We start from the raw sequence: 24,321 nt of genomic DNA, 5'->3' as shown, positions 1-24,321 counted from the left end.
ATTGGAATGTATTTTTAATAAACCCTGATTTATTATCTATGAACTTTGACACAATCAACCGGCGCCGCTTCCTGGCGCAATTCGGCACCGCTGTGATGGCGGCGCTGTTCTCCACCCCCAGCCGGGCCGCGCTCGCCCCTCCACGTTTTAAAATGGGACTACAACTGTACACCATCCGCGATGCGATGGAAAAAGACGTTACCGGTACCCTTAAAAGCGTAGCGAAAATGGGATACCAGGATTTAGAGACCTATGGTTTTGACCCTTCGCAGGTAGGATATTATGGCTTACGCGCCAAAGACTTCCGGACGTTGCTGAAAGACCTGGGGTTAACCACCACCAGCGGGCACTATGACCTGTTCAAATACCTGAACGCGCCTGAGGCAGACTTGCTGGCCTATGTGGACCAATGTATTGAAGGCGCCAGGCAGCTGGACCAGAAGTACATCACCTGGCCCTGGCTGGCCCCTGAAGACAGGGGCATCGATAAATTCAAACTGCTGGCATCAAAACTGAACCTCATCGGGGAACGGGTAAAAAAAGCCGGCCTGGGTTTCGCCTATCATAACCACGATTTTGAGTTTATCGATCACGGAGGGGAAAACGGCTACCAGATTATCATGAAGGAAACAGACCCTAACCTGGTAAAACTACAGATCGACCTTTACTGGGTGGTACGCAACTCCAAAAAACAGCCGGCGGATTACTTCCGGGAACAACCCGGGCGTTTTGTCATGTGGCATATTAAAGATATAGACCGTAAGACGCGGGACTATACGGAGTTGGGCAACGGCACCATCGACTATACGAAAATACTGCCGGACTACCGTACCGCCGGGCTGCAATACTATTTCCTGGAGCAGGGCGGTAATTTCCGCACCGGCAACGCTATGGACAGCATCGCGGAGAGCGCGGCGTTTTTCAAGCGTAAACTCAGCAAATTCCTGTAATGAAGCAGCGTTTCCGGTATATTCTTACCGGAAACGCGCTTTAAATGGCGTACAAGACGCCGCACAGGGAGATCATGATCAGGAAAGTGACCAACCCTCCGGCGATACAAATACCGATCGTCTCGTTTTTATACCTGCGTTTGAGATGATCTTCCGGCTTTAATTGCCATTGTTCCATCCTTTTCAGGTAATGTACCGCAGCGATATGGGTGAAAACAGCCACCAGGGACAGCGTATAATACGGAATGAAAAATAATTTCTCCGGGTAGTGGTTTGCCACGCCGGCCGCAAAGTAGAAGCCGGTGTTCATCTTCCATTGGAAACGCCCGCGCAGCACTGCCTGTACATGATAGATCAGAAAAAAAGACAGATACAGCCCGCTCAGTACCTGGGCCACCACATACCAGGGTTGCCGTACAAATCCTTTCTTCATAACGAGACCCAGCCCGCTGACCACCTGAAACCCCACGCACAACAACAATAACAGCTCCACCGGCCAAAACCGGTAAACATATCTTAGTATATTCATGACCGTGATATGGCACTGCGGCCCGCCCAATGCGAACAGATGATTAGTGATATGCAACAACAGAAATGAGGCTAAGATAATACCGGAGAGGCGGTGCAATCGTTTCGGGGATATCGGCATAACGTGGAAATAAGTTACCGGACCGCTGCTGAATTAATCAGCAGCGTATCCGGTATAAAATTAACATCGGGACACAAAAGTAAAAATCTATTTAAGCTCCAGTACTACCACGGAAAACGGAGGTAACTTTACTGACAGCGTGTTATTTTTCAATACCGCATCTTTAAATGCCGTTGGTTTAATCTTATCAGGCTGTGTGAAACTGTTGTAATCCTGCAATTTGGCCGAGGCGAGGATACGGCCGGAAATAGTACGGTAGGCCGTGCCTGTCTGTACGGTGATCTCCTGGGCTTTGGCAGGGTCGATGTTCACCAGTGAGATATGCGTTGCGCCGGACTTGTCTTTGGAAGCAGAAGCAGTGACCGCCGGCAGTTGTTCGCCTTTGTAGGTATAGCTGTTACTTTGCACTTCCACCGGTACCAGCGTGGCATCCTGGTGTACGTTGTACATCTCCATGACGTGATAGGTAGGCGTCAGCACCAGTTGCTCTCCTTTGGTTAAGATAACCGCCTGCAGCACATTTATCGTTTGTGCGAGGTTGGCCATGCGCACCCTGTCGGAATGATTGTTGAAGATATTGAGCGTCACGCCGGCGATCATGGCGTCGCGCATGGTGTTTTGCTGAAAGAGGAAGCCCGGGTTCGTACCCTCCTGCACGTTATACCAGCCGCCCCACTCGTCTACTACCAGCGCCACTTTTTTCTTCGGGTCGTATTTGTCCATGATGGCAGAATGCTTGCGCACCAGCGTATCCATCATACAGGTGCTGCGCATGGTCTGGAAATACTGTTCTTCCGTAAAATTAACAGCGTCTCCCTTTTTGCCCCAGTCGATAATGGAATAATGGTGCAATGCCAGTCCGTCCAGCATGTGCAGCGGAATATTTTTCATCAGCACCTCTGTCCAGTTATAATCGTTGGAATTGGCGCCTGACGCTATTTTAAAAGTGTTGCCGCTCATGAAGGTGGCGTATTTGCGGTAAACGTCCGCATAATATTCAGGCCGCATGTTTCCGCCGCAGCCCCAGGCTTCGTTGCCAACGCCCCAGTAGCGGACTTTCCACGGCTGCTGCCGGCCATTTTGCTGCCGCAGGTCCGACATCGGGCTCTTTCCCGGGAAATTGACATACTGCACCCAGTCGGCCAGCTCCTGCACGGTGCCGCTGCCTACGTTGCCTGCCAGGTAAGGCTCTGCGCCCAGCTCCTCGCACATGTTCAGAAAATCGTGCGTGCCGAAACTGTTGTTTTCAGTGACACCGCCCCACCAGGTATTCACGATCGTGGGCCGCTTGTCCTTTGGCCCGATGCCGTCTTTCCAGTGATAGGTGTCTGCGAAACAGCCTCCCGGCCAGCGCAGATTGGGGATTTTCAGGGTTTTTAAAGCAGCAATAATATCTTTCCTGACCCCATTGACATGGGGGATGCGGGAGGTGTCCCCCACATAAAATCCTCCATAGATACAGTTTCCTAAATGCTCAGCAAAATGTCCGTAAATATTGCGGTTGATCGTCTGTGTTGGCGCGTCAGGATGAAAGGTGACTTTATTCTGCGCCCGTAATGCCTGCGAACATGCCAACAGACAGAAGATGCCGGTAATAAAGCGATGACGATAGGTTGTTTGCATAACGTGGAATTATAGCGATTCTTTTAAAGTGCTTCAAAGAAATAAAATATTTGTCAATTTTACAATTATTTTTTTTCAGCGGAATGACAGGAAGAAAAAACCTCGGGCAATCAGCGTCACAGGCCCTGTAATACCGGCTACCGGGCCACCACCGTAATATTAGGATGATCTGCAATGATCTCCATCAGTATATCAAAGTAAGTCTGCCCCCTGCCGCTATTCAGTTCTGCCAGCTTCTCCTGAAAATACGTTTTATTGTAAGGCGACTCCGGCGACAACTTCCCTTCGTAATATTTCCTGGTCGTGGCAATGCCCAATGCCGCCCGGCTGTGCGCCATATCTTTCCAGACAAGCGTAACAGGCCCGTCACCATCGAGGGCGCCAAAACCACCATGCAGTAAATCATTGAAGCCGTCCAGGCTGCCGCCCAGCTGCCAGTCCTCACCGGTCATGAACAAACGGTTTATTTCCGCATAGAAATCAGGTATATCATTGATCCGGCTGCCTTCGATGACGAATTGTTTTTGCTGCATAAAATATGTTCTGCGGCCAAGTTAATGAAAATGACAGGCTTTGTATTTTTTTGAAATTTGTTGTATATTAGTTAAATGACGGAATTCCCCCACCGGGAGAATTCCTTGTAGCAGAAAACCTGTAGACAGCCATTATAGAGAACAACAGACTATCCATTAAAACATCTCTTCATGCAGTACTTAAAAAAGAACCTGAAAGCAGTTATTTTCGTGACCTGCATTATTGTAGAACTGCTGGCACAATTATTTAAGCACAGCTGACCATTTCCTGCCTTACCGGGGTTGCTGCTGTGTCACGCAGTGTACCATTCCTCCGTTGGCAAACAGGTTGCGGCAGTCAATGCCAATAACCTTTCTTCCCGGATAAAGCGATTGGATGATACTATTGGCGACAGCATCGTTAGGATCGTTGTAGTTGGGTACCAACACAGCATTGTTGGCTATGTAGAAGTTGATGTACGACCCTTTCCCCACATTCTTTCCGTAAGTCGTCACCACGTTGTTTTGCGTAAGCGGAACCTTCACAAACTTATAAGCCGTGCCTTTCCTGTTGACAGCGCTATACAGGGTACGGACATCCTGTTGCGGCACCTGCCAGTAGTCGAGGTCATCTGCTGACATGGTAATGATGGTATTACTGTCTGCGAACCGGGCAAAACCGTCGATATGCATATCTGTGATATCCAGTCCGGCTTTCCCTTCCAGCCAGATAAAGCGGGTGACGCCGAGGTATTTTGTGAACAGCGCTTCCGCCTGCTCCTGTGTCATGCCGGGATTACGGTTTTTGTTCAGAACGGAGCTTTTGCAGGCCATTAATACACCATTGCCGTCCATTTCCACGCTTCCGCCTTCATTGATCATCACGGTGTTCAGGTCTATGCGCTGCATGCCACTATTGGCGGCAATCACACCGGGTATCCGGTCGCAATTTTCGTAAGCTGCCTTATTGCCCCATCCGTTGAAGCCCCAGTCTTCCATAAGCAGGCGGCCATTGCCGTCTTTTACAAAAATGGGCCCGTTGTCACGCACCCATACATCGTCTGTGCGGCTGATGGTAAAATCCACATTGGCCATCGGCACCTGTGCTGTTTGCAGCAAGTCAGCAACCCGTTCCCGTTCGTCCTGGTCATATACCACCAGGTGGACTTTCTCTCCCGGCACCAGCGCCTGTGTCATGGCAATCCAGGTGGCGTCGAGGCGGTTGCGGTAGGCCCTGCCGTACTGGTACTCGTGCGGCCATTGCAGCCAGGTACCTTCATGTGGGGCCGCTTCTTCCGGCATTTTGTAGAGAACAGCTGTAGTGTCGGCCGGGGCTGCGGGTGTTCCGGCGTCTTCTTTGGCGCAGGACATCACGAGTGCAGACAGGACCATGAGTGTTGTTGTCATTTTACTTGTCATTAAAAACTAACATTTTGATAGCACAAAACTATCGCAGCGTACAACCATCCTGTTGTCCTAAATTGACAATCTTACTGGAGCGGCAACCATATGGCAGTTTCCTGTTCTGCTATGGAAGCTGTGTTATCGGGGTGCTTGATATATTTTTCAATGACTGGTGTCGGCGCAAATTCAAGGTGGGTGTCCAGTATCCAGCCTGCGTAAATTTTCTGATAGGTATCTTCTATGTTTTCATAGCTGCCATAATGCATAAAACTGGCGTATCTGCCAGCGGGGATTGTTTTTGATGGCAGCTTTCCTTTTATGCCCTGTGTGGAAGCACAGGCATCATACCGGCATTTCAGGCTTTCCCGTATCAGTGGCTCATCTGCCACGATGCCGTAAAACACCGTTCCGGCACCATCAAACTGGTGGAGCATAAACCGCTCCCACAGGGCTTCTACCTCTTCATGGTTATAATCGATAAAAGCACTTTGGTAATAGACAGTTACCGGTGGCACATAAATAATTTCCGGCATCAACCGCGTTGCTGTTTCCTGCGGAACAATCTCCGCACCGGCCAACAGCGGCAGTTTACGTTCCCTCGCTTCGCTGGGCGACATCCCAAAATGCAGCCTGAATGCCTTGGAAAAAGAAGCTACATTGGCGAAACCCACTTCCAGCGCGATAGAGGATAACGTCTCCCGGGTATACAAAATCATTTTGTACGCATTCTCCACTTTAAGCCGTTGCTGATAGGCACCAATCGTCTCCCCACAGGTATACTTAAATATCCGCTGAATGTTCCGGTAAGAATAGTGGGACACCTGCTCCAGCTCTTTGACGGAAATAAGCCGGCTATAGTTCTCTTCCACAAAATTCAGCGTGTCATATACCCTGACCAGATTCGAGGTATCGCCGGTATTCATTTCGTGCTTTTTTAAAACAAATTTACCCCAAAGCAGTCAAACTGCAGTTGCTTTTCCGGTAGGCTATCGTAACATCACTTTCCGAACGATTAACAAATTATTAATTCCACGTATCTGATAATCAGAATCCAAAGTTTTTTTGCTCACTTTAAACAAACAAAAGTTCCCATGAAACACCCTCAATTTCTGCTGGCTATCGCCATCTGTGGCCTGTTTGGCTGTAAAAAAGACCTTACGGACAACATTCAGCCGGGCAAAGTGACGGCCGACAATCAGTCTGTCGCCAACAACGCCGCCCTCGCCTTTTCGCTCAACAGCTGGATGGGCACTATTCCGAATGACCGCAACCTGGCGGCCATCAGCATTCCCGGCACACACGACAGCGGCGCCCGTTTTGAGCCCATCGGCGGCACGGCCAAATGCCAGGACCTCACTATCGCGCAACAACTGGACGCCGGCATCAGGTTCCTCGATATCAGGTGCCGCCACATCGGTGATGCTTTTGCCATCCATCACGGCAGCATCTATCAGAACATGAACTTCAATGATGTGGTGACCGCCTGCTACGCCTTCCTGTCGGCCAATCCTACAGAGACCATCGTGATGAGCGTGAAGGAAGAATACGACGCGACCAACAACACCAGGACTTTCGAGCAGACATTTGACAGCTATACTGCCCAGCAACCGGGCAAATGGTATCTGTCCGCCACCGTGCCCAACCTCGGCGATGTACGCGGCAAAATAGTGTTGCTCAGAAGATTCGGCGCGTCCGCTACGCCTAAAGGCATTGAAGCCACCAACTGGGCCGACAACACCACTTTCACCATCAACAACAGCAATTCCACCCTGCGCGTACAGGACCAGTACCAGGTACCGGACAACAACGCCAAATGGTCCGGCATCACCACCCTGCTGAACGAAGCTAAAAACGGCACACCGTCAACGCTGTACATCAATTTCACCAGCGGCTACAAACCACTGATATTCGGCATTCCCAGCATTACCACCGTTTCTAACGCCATCAATCCGCAGATCAACACCTTCTTTACCAACAACACACATGGCAGATACGGTATCCTGCCGATGGACTTCGCTACTTCAGACAGAAACAATCTCATTATCAGCACTAACTTCTAAAACAAAAAGGACGTCTCAAATCCATGAGACGTCCTTTTACTATATCAGGTCCTGTAGTCTGCTTACTGTTTCACTATTTTCTTCAGATACACCTGCTTCACGCCATTCTTCACCCTGATCAGATAAACGCCCGGAGGCAGCGAAGAAATGTCCAGCTGTGAATTCACAAGCCCCACTTCCCTGCGCAACACCTCACGGCCATTCACGTCCAGCATGCTCACTTCAGATTTTCCGGTGAAACCGGTAAGGCTGATGTTCACGATATTATTGACAGGATTCGGGAAGATGTCCACCTTTTGTCCTTTGATTTCTTTGATATCTGTTCCTTCCTTGCTGACAACGACGTCATTGTCGGTGCGGCTGGCCGTACCTAACTGTACCCGTAAGGTATAGCAGGAAGTTGCGCTGTTGGCGCCATTGTAGCCATACACCTGTGCATAATAGGTACCCGGCGTAACGGTCCTGCTGATCGTTTCATTGGAAGTACCGGCAGCCTGTGATATCGCCAGCTGTGTACCGGCGCTGTTCAGCAGTTTCAAATCGTAATCACCGGGCAAAGTCCCCAGCGTGATGGTAATAGTACCACCAGTAGTGATCACAAATTTGTAATGGTCCACATCTCCGCTTGGGCTGATCAAACCGGTAACATCGGTGTTAAACGGAATGGTAGCAGCGCCGGCAGTCGTTCCATTGGTGGAGTTGTCCAATGGGTTGGCACAACCGGAAGCGGTTAAAGTGGTAAACTGTGCAGCGGTGTAAGTGCTGCTACCACTGCTACAATTGGTCCTCACTCTCCAGTCATACAAAGTAGCGGATGTTAAACCGCTTACGTTCACGGAGGTGGCGGTGGTGGCAGTGGCTGCATTGGTCCAGGTAGACGAGGTATTAGGCTTGTAGTCTACATCGTACGATACAGCACCACTAGCGGCGGTCCAGCTGAGCGTAGCGCTGGCAGCGGTTACAGCAGAACTGGTCAGACCTGCCGGTGCATTACAGGTGCCGGTGGAAGTCGTAGTGAACTGTGATGCTGCATAAGCGCTGCTGCCGCTGCTGCAATTGGTCCTTATCCTGTAGTCGTAGGCAGTACCGGAGGCAAGGCCTGTCAGGTTCACGGAAACAGCGGTGGTGGCTGTGGCGGCGTTGGTCCAGGTGGAAGAGGAAGTAGCCTTATAGTCCACATCGTATGATACGGCGCCGCTCACGGCTGTCCATGCTACGGTAGCGGAAGTAGTGGTGATGGCGGAAGCTGTCAGTCCTGCCGGTGAAGCGCAACCAGAGCCGGAGGTAATGGTAAAGTCGGCATTGGAAATATCAAAGAAGATATTACCTACCGCTTCCACTTTTATCCTGGCATTGGTGGTAGGCGTATTGGGCACCGTGATCGCTTCACTGCCGTCGTTAGGAGTGCTGGCCACCAGTGTGCTGAAGGTATTGCCGCCATCTGTGGAGATGGATATTTTGACATTGGCGCAGCTAACCGCACCGGTGTTGGTATTGGCCACGTTCCAGGTAACTGTTTGTGATGAATTACCTGCCCATGATACATTGGTATTGGGAGCTGTTATCGCGAAAGGACCGGACGTATTGGTCACTGTTATCGTGGCATCCGCGAAGTTGGTCTGCCCTATGGTCACCGGCGCCGTAGAGCTGTAAGGCACGTTGTCCCTGACGGTCAGGCGGAATTTCAACGTTCTGCCGACGGAGCTTAATGCTTCGGTATTAGCACCTGCGTCGCCACCGGGCAATGGGCCGGACACCAGGCCGCCCGCCAGGATAGTGGCCAGTTTGGGGAAATACCTTACCGGGGAAGTGGTAGGCGCGTAGGATATCCAGTTAGGACCGGTTGCCTTGGTGGCGCTGGCCACGCTGGCCGATCCTGTTTGTGAAGAAGTGGCGTTGTCATTCTGCTCCCAGGAATAGGTCAGCACATCACCGGGATTAGCATCGGTAGCTGAACCGGTCAGCGCAAACGGCGTGCTGATGGGAATTGTAAAATTGCCGCCGGCATTTACCACGGGTGTGGCGTTGGTACCGGAGATGCTGGTCGTTACCGGGCAGGTCTTGCCGGCAAGATTGGCCTGGATCTGTGCAATGGAAGCAGCATGATAGAAGGCGATGGAGTGCGGGGCGATATCCTGGCTGGTAATACCGGCATACCCCATAATGGTAATACCGGAACCAGGTTCCACGTTAACACCGGTGCCTTCATTGCTCATGGAGAAGGTATGGTTGGCGCCCAGCTGGTGGCCTACTTCGTGCACCACATAGTCGATATCGAAATTATCTCCCTGGGGGATGTTATCAGCGGGAGAAGTAAAACCGCTCCCCTTTTGATTATCGACACAGATACAACCGATACAGCCGGCATTACCGCCGCCGCCGGATGCACCAAACAGGTGGCCGATATCATAGTTCGCCGCCCCTATTTTGGTGGTCAGCGTATTCTGTAATTCACTGTTCCATGCTCCGCCGGCACCTTGTGATGCATCAGAATAAGGATCTGTTGACGGATCATAAAAAATAATGTTGGTAACCCCTGCGATCAGGTTCAGATGGATGGCCAGGTCTTTTTCATAGACGCCATTGCAACGGGTCAGCGTAGCATTGATGGCCGCCAGTACGAGGTTGACCTGAGAAGCGCTGGTAGCGCCGAAATAGTTGGAGTATTCCGCCGTAACAGATTGTGCCAGGCGTAAGGTCTTCGCATCGCCGGTAGACCGTGCCACGGTGCCTACCTGGTGACCGATGCCGGTGGCCAGTTTCTGTTCAGGAGTAGAACACTTCCAGGGTAAGGTTTTTGCTTGTTTTTTGAACACGGTGTATACCGTGTGGTCAGCAGAATAAGGCTCAATAAATTCGCTCTCTTTTTCAGTACGGAACACCATGGCCTGTACTCCCTGCGGGGAAATGCTCAGTTTTAAAGTGGCTTGTTTGTCGGTAATACCTTTACCGGAGAAAGCCCTTATCTCCGGAAAGCGTGCCTGTAAGGCAGGTTCGAAATTGGAAGCCTCCCTGATTTCGTATTGCTCAATTTGCCCGTCCGCATTGGGCAGGGAGATAATGGTGGTGCGGGCCTGTTTGCTGTCGACCGTTTTAAACACTTCACTCCGTAAAGGAGCGATGTTCAGGTCAAACAATTTGTAGGTGGCTGGAAATGCAAGCCGGGCAACGGCTTTGTCTTTAGTGATCCCGGCGGCGGCAGTATGCGGCCTCCAGTAATCCTGCGCAAACGCTGTTATGCTACACGACAGCGCCATTGCGAAGAGTAAAACTTTTCTCATGGCTAGTTGAGATTTTGGTGAAGAATGGTTGTTTCAATAATGGTTGTTTTAGTAATGGCTGCTTCAGTAATGGTTGTTTCAATAAATTTAGACCAACTCTCTGCGACAGAAATTGTAGCGGCACAAAAATAATCACTGCGAAAACCGGCATCTTAACGTTGTCCCATAAACGAAAAGAGACTACCCGGATTTTCTCCGGACAGCCTCTTGTATACAAAGGGGGGAACTTTTCTACAGCAACATCGTTTTTCCTTTGACAGCCAGCGCTCCATATTTAGGAAGGAATCCATCCTTTTTCAACTACCACGGGCATATGAATGGCAAACGAGGATACATGAACTTATCAGCGCCGTGTACGACACAGCACTTTAAAGCGGTAACGGTACCGGCCAGAGCATAGCTGTCGCTAAACTGAGTCCAGTTGATTCATTCAGAGAAATTACGGGTGGAATGATCATTGGCCTGGTGCAGCCAATATCAAAAAGATGTAGATTATAGCGCCTTCGACAGCATCACTGTGTTCCTGCCGGTAAGAGAAATGGTTAAAAATTTTGAGTTTTAAAAAGTATACGTTTACGCATACACTACTAAAGTAATAAAAATTATTGATCAAAAAAATTCAACATAAAATACTCTGCCTGAAAAATGTTGGCTTCATCATGTCAAAGTCGCCATCCGCTGTTACCTTAATGGCTTAACATCCGCTTTTCATGCATCATCACCGGCTGATGACCAAACTGCGTCATATATCTTAAAGCGATCACCAGCCCGATCAGCGCCATGCCCACACCTACCAGCGACGGGTACGTATAGGGCATACCGTATTCCAGTGGTATGCCGCCCAGATAAGCGCCCAGTGCATTAGCGACGTTAAAGGCAGCCTGCATAAACGCAGCGGCCATCATTTCCCCGCCAGGCGCGGCCCGCATCATCATCATATTTACCGGCGCCGCAACAGACATGGATAACCCGCCACATAAAAAAGTCAGCACCACTGATGCCGCCGTGGAGGTGGAAAAGAAGAATACGCCCACCAATGCCGTCATCATAAGAAACAGTAGCAGCGCGCTGGTGCGTGCAGCCCCTATCCGGTCGGCCAGGTAGCCGCCCAGCAGATTGCCCACCACCATGCCGCCGCCGGCCAGCACCATGATATAGGCCATGTTGCCCTGACTGATGCCGGATACCTCCGTCATCAGCGGCGTGATGTAACTGAACCAGGTAAAAAGGCCGCCGAAGCCAATGGCCGTGATCAGCAGCACATACCAGCTTTGCTTGTTTTTCAGGAAACGAAGTTCCCCGGCAATATTGCCTGCGTCGTTCTTCCCGTCCATAGCGGGCAGCCACCATCGAAGCGATATAAACGTCAGCAATCCTATTCCGCTGACCACCGCAAAATACCAGCGCCAGTGGAACGTATGCCCGATATATGTCACCAGCGGCACCATGGCCAGGTTGGCCACTGTAAGGCCTGTAAACATCAGCGCGATATACCGGGCCTCCTTCCCTTTCCCTGCAATGCGAGAGGCTACTACCGCCCCTACGCCGAAAAAGGCGCCGTGTGGAAGACCGGACAGAAACCGCAGCAACATCATGGCGGTATATCCCGGCGCCAGCGCCGATAACCCGTTAAAAAAGGTAAACAGCGCCATCATCGCCATCAGCACTTTCTTCGGTGGAAATTTCACCGAATAGCCCACCAGCAGCGGAGCGCCCAGCACCACCCCGATGGCGTAGGCGGAGATAAAATGCCCCGCCTGCGGAATATTGATGTTAAAAGACCGGGCAATATCGGGCAACAGTCCCATGATCGCAAATTCTGTAGTGCCTATCCCCAGGCCGCCAATAGTCAGCGGCAATATCCTTTTATCTATTACGCTGTTTCGCATGCTGTTGCTTTGTGCTCATATGTTTTCCAATCGATGTAACCTTCCATTGTCAGGCCGTAATGCAGCTCACGCTTAGGCGGCGTCAGCGGCCAGTTGTGCTGCAGCCGGTCCACCAGGTCGGGGTTGGCAATGAAAGACTCGCCGAAGGCCGCGATGTCGATCGTGCCGGCATTGATCAGCCTTTCGGACTTTTCACGGTCCATACCGCCGGCCAGTATAATAGTGCCATCGTACCAGCTGCGGAACCTCTCCAGGAAACCTTCGGGCAAAGCAAAGCTGCCGCGTGACTGCTGGTCCATCATGTGGATATAGGCAATTTTCCTTGCGGACAATTCCTTGGCCAGATAGGCGTAGGTGGCCTCAATTTCATCATAATGCGGCAGTTCATGCAGGCCGCCATAGGGCGTAAGCCGGATGGCCACTCTGGAAGCCCCTATCTCAGCAATGCTGGCATCAATGGCTTCCAGCAGAAAACGGCTGCGGTTCTCTATGCTGCCGCCATAACGGTCTGTCCGGTTGTTGACATGCGGATTCAAAAACTGCTCAATCAGGTAGCCGTTGGCACCGTGAAGCTCTACGCCGTCAAAACCGGCAGCGGCCGCGTTTTTAGCTGCCAGCGCAAAATCCTGCGCGATGTGCGCTACCTCTGCCGTAGCCAGCGCACGGGGTTTAGAAGCGGTCACAAAGCCTTCTTTGCCGTTCCCGTCATATCCCCAGGCTTTGGATTGCGCCGCCTGTATGTCTGACGGGGCAACGGGCGGCTTTCCGCCTGGCTGGTTGGACGTATGGGAAACTCTTCCCACATGCCACAGCTGGGCAAATATTTTACCGCCTTTTGCATGGACTGCGGCGGTGACTTTCTTCCAGCCTTCCACCTGTTCCCTGGTATACAGTCCCGGGATGTACAGCACGCCTTTGGCGGTGTCTGATATGGCCACGCCTTCTGTTATGATCAGCCCGGCGCCGGCGCGCTGGGCATAATACAGGGCATTGTTGTCGTTAGGAATACCATCTGCGTTCCTGGCCCTTGTCATAGGGGCCATCGCGATACGGTTGTTCAGTTGCAGCAGACCGACAGTGGCCGGTCCAAAAATGTTTATGCTCATGATATTTGCTTTTCTGTATCCATCCACGATTTCCGTGATTTGATAATGCAAATTTCCATTGTAATAATTCATCATCAAAATAATTTAACTTCTGGCTTTCTATTATAATTATTATAGCAAAAACAGAACATTAAAATATTCCTGTAAAAACGCGTACTTTACCCCGCATCCAAAAAAAGAAGATCAACAGTGAACATGTATTATTCTCCACGAGCGCAGGAGAAGGACCACCGTATATTACGGCGATACGCCGCATGGTGCCTGCTGCTGCTGACATTAACCACCGCCACCACCGCGCAATCCCGCCTGTCACCCAGACTGGAACTGGATTTCAACAGTAACTGGGCATTCTGTCAACAGGACGTCAGCAACGCTGCTGCGGCAGACTTCAACGATGCGTCATGGGAAGCGGTGACTATTCCCCACGTGATGGGCATCACCGCTAAACATAACGGAGGAGGCAGGGTATACCAGGGCGTAGGCTGGTACCGCCGCTACTTCACCATACCGGCTGACTGGGCCGGCCGCCGGCTTTACCTCTCCTTTGAAGGCGTACAGACAGACTGCGAAATATACCTGAATGGCGAAAAACTGGATGAACACCACGGAGGATATATGCGTTTCGGCACAGACATCTCCGGCAAAGTTCGTCCCGGCCAGTCAAACGTGCTGGCCGTAAGGGTTTCCAATACCGACAACCCGCAAACGCCGCCCGGCAAAAAAATGTCAACGCTGGACTTTAACTACTACGGTGGTATCTACAGAAAAGTGTCGCTGGTCATCACCAACCAGCTTTACATTCCCGATGAAACAGAAGCCGGCAAAATAGCGGGAGGCGGTATATTTACCATGAGCAGCAACGTATCTGCAAAGGCCGCCGACCTGCTGGTCAATACGCAGGTCATGAACAGCGGACAGCCATCAGTTGCCACCACCCTGGTAAGCAAACTGACAGACAAAAGCGGGCGGGTTGTAGCGTCCTCCAGGCAGACGGTCTTTCTCAACGGCAGAAAGGACACCACTTTCCGGCAACAACTTCATATCACCGCCCCACAACTATGGCATCCGGACCATCCCTATCTCTACCAGCTGGAATCGGAGGTCTACAACGGTAAATTGCTTGTCGACAAACGGGTAACGCCAACGGGTATCCGCACAATTTCCTTTAAAGCAGATGGCTTTTACATTAACGGGGAAAAACTCTACCTGCGAGGCGCCAACCGCCACCAGGTTTATCCTTACATCGGCGATGCAGCGCCGGCCTCCCTGCAATACCGCGATGCATGGCAGCTCAAAAAAGGCGGTTTCAACGCAGTACGGGCGGCCCACTACCCGGCGTCACCTGATTTCCTGCACGCCTGCGATGAATTGGGCCTGCTGGTCATCGAATGCCAGCCCGGCTGGCAATATTACAGCGAAGACAGCATCTTCAAAGCACGCACCTTCCGCGATATCAGGGAAATGATACGCCGCGACAGGAACCACCCTTCGGTATTTCTCTGGGAAACTTCCCTGAACGAATCCCCTACTCCTTCCACCTGGATGCAGGAAGCAGTGCGGATAGCTCATGAAGAGATGCCGGGGGACCAAATGTTCACCGCAGATGATTACAATAAACGCAGCCGCGATCATTACGATGTTTTCTACAAAGTGGTCAACCCCGACATGACAGACCCGGCGCCAGGCAAACCGTCCCTCACCCGGGAATGGGGAGATACCTGGGTGGCAGATGCGGCACAGGAAAACGGCCTGCGTGCTTCCCGTCAATACACGGCCCGGGGAATGATCAATCAGTGTATTTTGCGTCAGCAGGCCCTTAACGGGGAAACCAGCGAAGAACACGGCGGATACTGGGACCATGCCCGGCTGGATGCCAATCCCCGCATCGGCGGATATTTCGTGTGGAGCTACAATGACTATACCCGTGGCAGTGATCCCGTAACAGCATTCAGCGGCGTGACTGATATGGACCGTTATGAAAAATTCAGCTACTACCAGCTGCAATCCATGCAGTCGGCCCGCAATAAATCATACGGTCCCATGGTATTCATCGCCAGCTACAATAACCTGCCAGGCACCGATTCCACCATCATTGTTTTTTCGAACTGTGATACCGTGCTGTTGTACCGCAACAACCAGCTCGTGGGCCGTAAAACCCGCTCCGGCAACGCTGCTACAGCGCCCTTCATTGCTGCCAAAAACGGCAGTCCCCTATATGCGTTCGCGTTAGGCCGCTATGAACCGGGCACGCTCCATGCCGAAGGCTGGCTCGACGGCAAACGGGTATGCAGCCACGCTGTCACCACCCCTCAAACGGCCCACCACCTGGAAATAACAATACCGGGACCGGCTGCGCCACTCATTGCTGATGGCTCTGATATGATTCCGGTATACATCAAAGTATGTGATAAAAACGGAACCCTGGTCGCTAACACACAGGCAGGACAATCGTACAGTGTCCGGCTGCACGTTACCGGCGACGGTCACCTTGTTGGCGGCAACATCCCGGATGCAGCCATCGCGGTGCAACAGACGGAAGGCGGAATAGGATATGCCCTTGTCCAAAGCAGCGATATGCCCGGTGAAATCACGATCACCGCGGAAAGCGAAGGACTGGAACGCGCTGTTAAAACCATCCGCACACAAGCCCGTACAACAAAAACTGTCCCCGATGCTCCGCATGCCAAATGGGTGAATGACTATCAGCGGAGACATGCTGACATAACAGCCAAAGCAGGACAAGTCAATACACTCCGGGAAATTCCTTTAAACAACGTAAAAATTGCGATCAACGGCCAGGTGAGCCCTCCAGGCTCCGGGGCGCTGACAGACAAAAACAACGTCACCGGCTGGACAACCACCGGCAATACTTTCCCGTTAGTCATCACACTTCATTTGGAAAAGCCCTGTTCTTTAACCGGAAGCCAGGTCTTCTGGGGGAAAGACAGCGATTGGTACAACTACAGGATAGAAACATCGTCTGACGGGAATACGTGGACCGTCGCCAGCCCGGATAAACTGTCCAGCGGACAGGATTACAAAGCGGTGCTGTTTAACAGTCCCGGCGTACAATACGTGCGGTACGTGATTACCGGCATCAAGCCGGAAAGCAGCCGCGTGGCAGTGAAAGAAATTTTGTTGTTTGGCACGCAGGACTGATAACCAAGCGCTAATATCCTCCGTACTTCCTATATTTAGATATGAATTTTAACCTGGACAAACTTATTCATACCGGCACATTCCTTGACAACACCGTCCATGTGGACTGGCTGAGGGAACACTGTGATGACAGTACCATGAACAAAATCAGATAATCTTATACAAACGACAAAGCGGGTGCCTCGGTATTATTTCCGGGCACCCGCTTTTCATTTTCATCATTACCATTTTATCCGCAGCTCAGAACGCCTGTTCTGCTTATAATCTTCTTCTTTACAAGGCACGCCGTCCTTACAGCCGTTCACCGGATCTTTCTCTCCTTTGTTGCTGTAGTAAAGGCGTTTGGGATCGATGCCTTTGTTGGCCAGATAGTCTATTACCGCATAACAACGCAACGCAGACAGGTCGGTGTTATACTGGTCACTACCGCGGTTGTCCGCGAAGGAGGTGATCACCACCTTCCACTCAGGATAACGTTTCAGTACGGCGGCCACCTGGTCCAGTATCCTGCGGGACTCTGTCAGCAGCGCGGTACTGTTGTAATCATAGAGGAACTTCAGTTCTTCCAGTTTCTTTTTGTCATCTTCCTCTTCAGGTGTATGGTGTTTCACCACCGGAACAGGTCTTCCGCCATCGGAACCTGACGGCGAACCGTTGCCCGGGGCTGACGGCTGACCGGGGTTTGGATGTATGTTCGGATTAACATTTGGATTTGGGTTTGAATTTTCGTTCTGGCCATTGTCAACCCTGCTGAAGTAATGCGCATCGGAGAAGTAATAAATATCGTCCCTTCCGAGGCCGCCTGTTCTGCTGGAAGCCAGGTAACCCTCATAGCCGTTGCGTTTCAGTATCAGCCCGATATCATCTGCGCCGGAGTTGAACGGCAGCTTCATGTTCTGCGGTGCTTCCCAGGCGGCCTTGGCGCCTCTTATCCGGTAGATGTCATAACCACCCATACCGGCATGTCCCCTGCTGGAGAAGTAGAGAATACCTTCTTCGTTGACGGTGGGGAAAGTCTCTGACGCCACGGTGTTGACCTGGCTGCCACAGTTGACAGGCGCGCCCCAGGAGCCATCGGCCTGTTTCTCTGAGTACCAGATATCTGTCTGCCCCAGTCCGCCCGGACGGTCAGACACAAAGTACAGGACGTCGCCGGTGGAATTGAGCACGGCGTGACTGGAAGAATATCCTTCCAGATTGATGCCAGGCAGCAGCACCAGCGGTTCCCATTTACCATCCTTTTTTACAGACTGGTAAAGTTGCAGATGACGTACGCCGTTGACAACGCCTTTACCGGTATAGGGAACTTCTTTGCCCTGTATGTTGATTGTGGCGTACAGCGTATCTTCTGTATTATTCAGGCATACCGGCCCGATGTTATAATCAAATTTACCCAGCAGTCCCGGCACCAGTTCTTCCAGATAGGCGTTGGAGTTATCACCGGCATATTGCTGATAAACATACGCCTTGTAATAAGGTTCCTCCGTCCGCTTGTCCTTGGGCGGTTTGGCCTGTGAGCCGCTGCTCAGCGCCATGGTGCGGTAGCCGTTCGACATCAGCAGCAGTCCTTTCTGTACTACGCCGCTCACCACTTCCGAGCCGGGGGTGTTCAGTTCTTTCAGCGGCTTCAGTTGCACAGGCGCGCCTTTGGCGGTCCATACCACCGCGCTGTCGCAACCTTTCAGCGCCATTTCCTTCAGCTGAAGGCTATCGGCATTGCCGGTGGTGAACAGCGCATATTGCGCCTTGGCCTCGTCGTACTGCTCCAGCTGCCGCAGCGCTTCACCGTAGGCGAAATAAGCGGCGGCGGGGCGGTCAGGGCGACTGGTGATCTCTTTGTATATGTCCGTCGCCTGTCTATAATAACCGATCTCCTGGAAGCTACGGGCCATTTTCATCAGTTGCTCTACCTTCATCCTGTCTCCTTTCTGGCGGGCGATCCTATTATAGAGCGCGCCGGCCACGGCATACTCCTGTCTGGCATAAGCTGCTTCCGCCAACTGCAACACACTTTTCTGCTCCTGGCCATAGACGTTGGCGGCAGACAACAACAGCAGCGGGATGATCATTCTTCTGGTATGTCGTATCATAGCGGGTAGTAACTAAAGTTTAAAAATACCGTGGGTTCTTAACTGTATAATTTTTTGAGGGGATCAGAAAGCCCAGGGATATCTCGTGGGAACCTCCCTGGTAACCGGCCATCTTATTGATGGTCAGATCGTAGGCATACCCGATACGCAGCTTTTCGGTGGCGTAAAACTCCACCATTACACTGGCGGCGTCCAGTTCGCTCAGGTCTTTCTGCAGGTTGGTTTTTCTCCATATGCCCACACCGGTACGGTAAGACGCACCCACCCACAACTTCTCTCCTATCAACAGGAAAGCGTTAATGTCCACGTTGGTAGGTCCTTTAAAATCTTCCTTGATCAGGATCGATGGTTTCAGCTGCAGGTTCTCCCCCAGCGGAAACATAGCACCGGTGGTAATATACAGGTGCTGTGTTTTCCGGATGGTGGAATAGTTGTTGCCTTTCCAGTTATAACGCGACGCATCGGTATAGAGTGAAAACAAGTCCATCACGGAAGCGCCGGCATAAAAGCGGGGCGTATAATAGTAGATGCCAAAGCGGGCATCAGGCACCCATACGCTCTTTTTGCCCAGCGGTATGGCCGCATCTTCATTATCGATGTATTGCAGCGCCGTACCATCGATAGAGTACTGGGTAACGCCGGCGCCTATACCGAGACAAAGCCTCCGGGTATCTTCATCGTCCAGCGGAATGCGGTACGAGTAGGAACCATAGAGCGACAGCGCGTCCTGCGGCCCCGATTTGTCAAATAACATCTGCATGCCCAGGCCTACTTTTTTATCGCTGGCGGGCGTCACCCCGTCGAGCGATATTCCGCCCGTACGGGGTGCTCCGGGGAACCCGGCCCACTGATGACGATAAATGGCATTCACATACAAGTCTTCCTTATAACCCGCATAGGCCGGGTTAACACTTAACCCGTTGAAGATGTACTGGCTGAACTGTATGTTCTGTTGCGCCGCGCCCTTCATGCTTATTGCCAGCAGCAAGACCATTATTCCCGCTCTGAGTACTTTTTGCATCTTTTACTTTTTTTGTAGCAGATATAATTGTTATCTCTTACCGTAATATCGTTATCCAGCCTTTATACTTCTTGATACCGTCCGGCTTCCTTACTTCCAGGATATAGTAGTAGGTCGCTTCGTTCAGGTTGGAACCGTTCCAATCGTTGCGGTAGTCTTTGGATTGATATACCATACTTCCCCAACGGTTGTAGATGTAGATAGCTGAACCAGGGTATTTCTCCAGTCCTCCGATAATGAACCTTTCGTTTTTACCGTCACCGTTAGGTGTGATCACATTCGGGAAGGACAGGTCAGAACCTTCTATCGCCACACTGGATACCGCCACGTTGTTGCTGCTGTCAGCGTCCGGCATGTTGGTGCTGTAGGCCGATGCTTCGTTGTTCAGCTGTCCGCCTTCTATTACGCGGCTGGTCAGCGTCATTTGTACGGTAGCGCCCACTGCGAGGTCACCGATGTTCCAGGTTACCAGTTTGTTGCCTGGTGTCACTATCACTTCCCCTCTTTCTGCGGAAGTGTGGGTAGGTATGTCCAGTTGTACCGGCAGACGGTCTTCCGCTCTCACGTTGGTCACTGGTATGTTACCCGCGTTCTGTACGGTGATGCGGTATGTCAGGTTCTGTCCCATGCGGTAAGGCCCTGTTGCCGGAGCGACGATCTCTTTCGTGATGATCAGGTCACCGGCCATTTTATCGGTATCGGTGATGGTAACGGTAGCTTCCTTAGCAGTGCCCGGAGTGAAGGTGTAGCTGTTGGAGGTGCCACCGGTCAGCATGAATATCACGGTTTCCGGAGTTTCTATCTCTTTGTCGTCGAGCACGTTCACCGGAACGGTTACTTTGTTGGCGCCTGCCGGGATGGTGATGGTGCCGGTAATGGCCGTGTAATCAGCATCCGGTGTAGCGCTGCCGCTGATCATATACTGTATGGTGATCGGTTCTGCGGTGCGTTTGCCGCCGGCCAGGCTGATGGTGAACTCTCCGTTCACTCCTGGTTCAACTGCATCCGGTTTGCTGGCGGTCACGATCAGGCTCAGGTCCGTGTTATCATCGTCCGCGATATTGACAGTAGCTGTTTTGTTGGCGCCTGCCGGGAAGTTGATGTTACCTGATTTACCGTTAGCGATAGTAAGCACCACTGTTTCCACCGGTTCTATCAGGTCGTCGTCTGACACTGTAACGGGTACGGTTACACTGGTCTGGCCTGCAGGGATCACTACGGTACCGGTGAGGGTTGTATAATCACTGCCTGCGGTAGCAGTACCTGCCACGTTATAGGTCACGGTGATGTCTGTTGTCGGTATTTTACCGCTGGCCAGGCTGATGGTGAATTCACCTGCGGTAGAAGGTTCTGCCGCGTTAGGCTTGCTGGCGGTTGCTACCAGGTCCAGGTTGGTATTGTCATCATCGGCGATGATGACGGTAGCGGTGCTGCTGGTGCCTGGTTTGAAGACAAGGCTGCCTGCGGTGCCACCGGTGCCGGTGATGATCACGGTTTCATCTCCTTCAATCAGCTGGTCGTCGGTCACTGTAACCGGTACGGCTACACCGTCCTGACCTGCCGGGATGACTACTGTGCCGGTGAGGGCTGTGTAGTCTGTGCCGCTGGTGGCAGTACCTGCTACGCTGTAGGTAGCGGTGATGTCCATGGCTGCGGTCACGCCGGCCGGGAGACTGATCCTGAAGCCACCGTTCGTGTTCGGCTCTGCTCCGTCTGCATCTTTGGTCACATTCAGTACCAGGTTGGCATCGAGGGTTTCATCGTCCAGGATGTTCACCGTGGCGCTGCCTGCGGACGTGAAGGTGAAGTTGGCCGAGCTGGCGCTGGTTTGTGTCAGCACCACTGTTTCGGTGCCTTCTATTATTTTATCATCTATGACATTGACTGGTATGTTGATACTGTCTTTACCTGCCGGGATGACTACGGTACCCGCGAGTGTGGTGTAATCTGCACCACTGGTAGCAGTACCTGTCACGCTGTAGTTCACTGTGATGTCTTCTGAAGATGTTACCCCTTTCGGCAGTTTGATGGTAAAGAAGCCGTTGGTGGACGGTTCCGCTGCATCAGCGCCGTTGGTGGCGGTCAGCACCAGGTTGGCCGGTGTCTTGATTTCATCGTCAGCGATATTCACAGTGGCGTTGCCGTTACCTGTCAGGGTGAAGTGGGCCGATGTGCCGCCGTTGAGCGTCGCTATCACGGTTTCTGTCACCTCAATGATCTGATCGTCTGTCACAACCACTGGAATGATGACATCGTTCCTGCCTGCCGGGATCACCACGGAATTGGTGAGGGTCACATAGTCTGCGCCGGCGGTAGCGGTGCCTGTCACGGTATAGCTCACCGTAATATCTTCCGAAGAAGTGACATCTGTCGGGAGGCTCACTTTAAAGCCGCCGTTGGTAGACGGTTCTGCGCCATCGGTATCTTTGGCGATGTTCACTACCATGCTCGCCGGCGTGATGCTTTCGTCATCTGCGATGTTGACAGTAGCGTTGCCGTTACCGGTGAAGGTGAGGCTGTTGGACGCGCCGCCGTTCAGTGTCATGATCACGGTTTCTGTTTGTTCAATCACCTTGTCATCTGTTACGGTAACCGGTACGTCCACGTCAGTGGCGCCCGCAGGGATGGTGATGGTGCCGGTGATGGCCGCATAGTCAGCGCCGCTGGTAGCGGTACCTGCTATGGTGTAGTTCACCTTGATGTCTTCGGAGGCACGGATGCCGTTCGGGAGACTGATGGTGAAGGCGCCATTGGTGGCTGGTTCTGCGGCATCTGCTTTCTTCACGATGTTCAGGACGCGGTTGGCCGGTGTGTTCTCATCATCGATGATGTTCACCGTTGCGCTGCTGCCACCGGTAAAGGTGAAGCTGGTGGATGTACCATTAGTGAGGTCCATTACCACGGTTTCGGTGTTTTCCAGGAAGTTATCGTCCAGTACCGGGACCGGAACGGTTACTCTGTCCACGCCGGCAGGGATTACCACGGTGCCGCTAAGTGCGGTGTAGTCTGCTCCGCTGGTGGCGGTGGAAGCGCCGTTGATGGTGTACTTCACAGTAACCGGTTCGGAAGAAGCAATTCCGTTTGGCAGGCTGATGGTGAATTCACCTGCTGTAGCCGGTTCTGCGGCGTCTTTGGTGGCGGTGACGGTCAACACACGATTAGCGTCAACATTGTCATCGTCCATAATATTCACAGTGGCGCTGGTGTTACCGGTGAAGGTGAAGCGGGTTGAAGAGCCGCCGGCCAGTGTCATCACCACTGTTTCTGTATTCTCTATCAGTTTATCGTCAATTACCGGTACTTCCACATTTACACTGTCCTGGCCTATTGGTATGATGACTGAGCCAGCCAGTGTTTTGTAGTCTGTGCCCGGGATAGCCGTACCCGTGATATTGTAGTTGACGATCACATTTTCCGATACGGTGATGCCTTTAGGCAGACGGACCGTAAACTCACCATTGGTGGACGGTTCTGCGGCGTCTGTTTTTCTTTCCACTGTCAGCACACGGTTGGCCGGCACATCGTCGTCATCGGCAATATTCACGGTGGCATTGTTGGTGCCGGTGTAGGTGAAGGTGTTGGATTTTCCGCCGTTCAGTGTCATGATCACGGTTTCGGTGCCTTCGATGATCTTGTCGTCGATAACGGTCACCGGAACGGACACGCTGCCTGGCATACCGGCCGGAATGGTAATGGTGCCGGTGATGGCTTTGTAATCTGTGGCTGCCGTGGCGCTACCGGTGATCTGATAATTCACCGTGATGTCTTCTGCAGCAGTGTACCCTGCCGGCAGACTCACTTTAAAGCTGCCGTTGGTGCCTGGTTCTGCGGCATCGCCACCGTTGGTCACTGTCAGTACGCGGTTGGCCACTGCATCATCGTCATCCGCAATGTTCACGGTGGCGTTGTTGGTGCCGGTGTAGACAGCGCTGGCAGATTTACCGCCTTTCAGTGTCATGATCACGGTTTCGGGGCCTTCGATGATCTTGTCATCGGCAACGGCCACCACTACATCTACACTACCAGGTGCGCCTGCCGGGATGACTACAGAACCGGTGAGGTTAGCGTAGTCTGTACCGTTGATAGCGGAACCGGTGAGGTCATAATCTACCGTGATCGGTTCTGATGCGGTATATCCTGCGGGCAGGCTGATGGTGAATGTACCATTGGTGCCCGGTTCTGCGGCATCTGCTTTTTTGGTCACCACCAGTACGCGGTTGGCGTCAACATTATCATCGTCAGCAATCGTTACAGTCGCCTTACCGTCGGTGGGGCTGGCCGTGAAGCTGAAGCTGGTGCTGATGCCGCTGTTGAGGGTCACCTCTACGGCTTCAGTGTTCTCGATGATCTTATCGTCTTTTACGATCACCGGTACGAATACGGTGTCTTTTCCTGCGGGGATGACTACCGTGCCACTGAGGGCGTTGTAGTCAACATCGCTGATGGCGTCTCCACCGGTCACGTTATAGGTGACAGTGATATCTTCGGCCGAGGTTACCCCTTTGGGCAGGCTGATGGCGAAGCTGCCGTTAGTTCCCGGCTCTGCTGCATTGCCATAGTTCGTTACGCTCAGCACC

At 52.1% G+C, this 24,321-nt stretch carries 14 protein-coding genes and 1 pseudogene; 4 read left to right on the top strand and 11 right to left on the bottom strand.

The features are described 5' to 3' along the window. Window positions 1–38 precede the first annotated feature (38 nt). Entirely contained in the window at window positions 39–950 is a 912-nt protein-coding gene (locus HGH92_RS25095; protein WP_211092743.1) for a sugar phosphate isomerase/epimerase family protein, read from the top strand. Between the two features lie 40 nt (window positions 951–990). Here HGH92_RS25095 and HGH92_RS25090 read toward each other — a convergent pair whose 3' ends face one another. The 5 genes from HGH92_RS25090 to HGH92_RS25070 form a co-directional block, all read right to left on the bottom strand. Beyond that, complete coding sequence (locus HGH92_RS25090) at window positions 991–1,479, bottom strand: hypothetical protein (protein WP_168873558.1); 489 nt, start codon at window positions 1,477–1,479, stop codon at window positions 991–993. A 207-nt stretch (window positions 1,480–1,686) separates the two neighbouring features. Continuing rightward, window positions 1,687–3,222 carry an alpha-N-arabinofuranosidase gene (locus HGH92_RS25085; protein ID WP_168873557.1) on the bottom strand — a complete coding sequence of 512 codons (1,536 nt, stop codon included), beginning with the start codon at window positions 3,220–3,222 and terminating at the stop codon, window positions 1,687–1,689. 137 nt (window positions 3,223–3,359) lie between these two features. Next, window positions 3,360–3,755, bottom strand: coding sequence for a ribonuclease inhibitor (locus HGH92_RS25080; protein ID WP_168873556.1), 396 nt, complete (start codon window positions 3,753–3,755; stop codon window positions 3,360–3,362). A gap of 273 nt (window positions 3,756–4,028) precedes the next feature. Beyond that, window positions 4,029–5,141 carry an agmatine/peptidylarginine deiminase gene (locus HGH92_RS25075; RefSeq protein WP_168873555.1) on the bottom strand — a complete coding sequence of 371 codons (1,113 nt, stop codon included), beginning with the start codon at window positions 5,139–5,141 and terminating at the stop codon, window positions 4,029–4,031. Window positions 5,142–5,224: 83 nt separating this feature from the next. Further along, window positions 5,225–6,061 carry a GyrI-like domain-containing protein gene (locus tag HGH92_RS25070; RefSeq protein WP_168873554.1) on the bottom strand — a complete coding sequence of 279 codons (837 nt, stop codon included), beginning with the start codon at window positions 6,059–6,061 and terminating at the stop codon, window positions 5,225–5,227. 168 nt (window positions 6,062–6,229) lie between these two features. Between HGH92_RS25070 and HGH92_RS25065 the strand changes: the two genes are divergently transcribed. Beyond that, window positions 6,230–7,198: a phosphatidylinositol-specific phospholipase C gene (locus HGH92_RS25065; RefSeq protein WP_168873553.1), complete on the top strand. Its 969-nt coding sequence runs from the start codon at window positions 6,230–6,232 to the stop codon at window positions 7,196–7,198. Window positions 7,199–7,260: 62 nt separating this feature from the next. On the opposite strand, the gene HGH92_RS25060 is transcribed toward HGH92_RS25065, so the two are convergent. From HGH92_RS25060 to HGH92_RS25050, 3 genes are all read right to left on the bottom strand, one after another. Further along, entirely contained in the window at window positions 7,261–10,479 is a 3,219-nt protein-coding gene (locus HGH92_RS25060) for a reprolysin-like metallopeptidase (RefSeq protein WP_168873552.1), read from the bottom strand. Window positions 10,480–11,165: 686 nt separating this feature from the next. Then, window positions 11,166–12,368 carry an MFS transporter gene (locus HGH92_RS25055; protein WP_211092742.1) on the bottom strand — a complete coding sequence of 401 codons (1,203 nt, stop codon included), beginning with the start codon at window positions 12,366–12,368 and terminating at the stop codon, window positions 11,166–11,168. Then, window positions 12,353–13,474, bottom strand: coding sequence for an alkene reductase (locus HGH92_RS25050; RefSeq protein WP_168873551.1), 1,122 nt, complete (start codon window positions 13,472–13,474; stop codon window positions 12,353–12,355). Before HGH92_RS25050 ends, HGH92_RS25055 begins: the two co-directional genes overlap by 16 nt. Before the next feature lie 195 nt (window positions 13,475–13,669). On the opposite strand from HGH92_RS25050, the gene HGH92_RS25045 reads away from it, so the two are divergent. Further along, on the top strand, window positions 13,670–16,633 hold the full coding sequence (locus tag HGH92_RS25045; protein ID WP_168873550.1) for a glycoside hydrolase family 2 TIM barrel-domain containing protein: 2,964 nt from the start codon (window positions 13,670–13,672) through the stop codon (window positions 16,631–16,633). 221 nt (window positions 16,634–16,854) lie between these two features. On the opposite strand, the gene HGH92_RS25040 is transcribed toward HGH92_RS25045, so the two are convergent. From HGH92_RS25040 to HGH92_RS34385, 3 genes and pseudogenes are all read right to left on the bottom strand, one after another. Next, a complete protein-coding gene (locus HGH92_RS25040; protein WP_168873549.1) occupies window positions 16,855–18,723 on the bottom strand; it encodes an OmpA family protein in 1,869 nt (622 codons plus the stop codon). Between the two features lie 19 nt (window positions 18,724–18,742). Beyond that, a complete protein-coding gene (locus HGH92_RS25035; protein WP_168873548.1) occupies window positions 18,743–19,744 on the bottom strand; it encodes a type IX secretion system membrane protein PorP/SprF in 1,002 nt (333 codons plus the stop codon). A 37-nt stretch (window positions 19,745–19,781) separates the two neighbouring features. Beyond that, window positions 19,782–24,221, bottom strand: a pseudogene (locus HGH92_RS34385) (Calx-beta domain-containing protein); the annotation flags it as partial. On the opposite strand from HGH92_RS34385, the gene HGH92_RS34380 reads away from it, so the two are divergent. Beyond that, a complete protein-coding gene (locus HGH92_RS34380; RefSeq protein ID WP_410493987.1) occupies window positions 24,214–24,303 on the top strand; it encodes a hypothetical protein in 90 nt (29 codons plus the stop codon). The pseudogene HGH92_RS34385 and the gene HGH92_RS34380 overlap by 8 nt on opposite strands. Window positions 24,304–24,321: the final 18 nt, after the last annotated feature.

The organism is Chitinophaga varians, from assembly GCF_012641275.1.
Taxonomy (GTDB): domain Bacteria; phylum Bacteroidota; class Bacteroidia; order Chitinophagales; family Chitinophagaceae; genus Chitinophaga; species Chitinophaga varians_A.
This window is presented reverse-complemented; position numbering and strand designations above follow the sequence as displayed.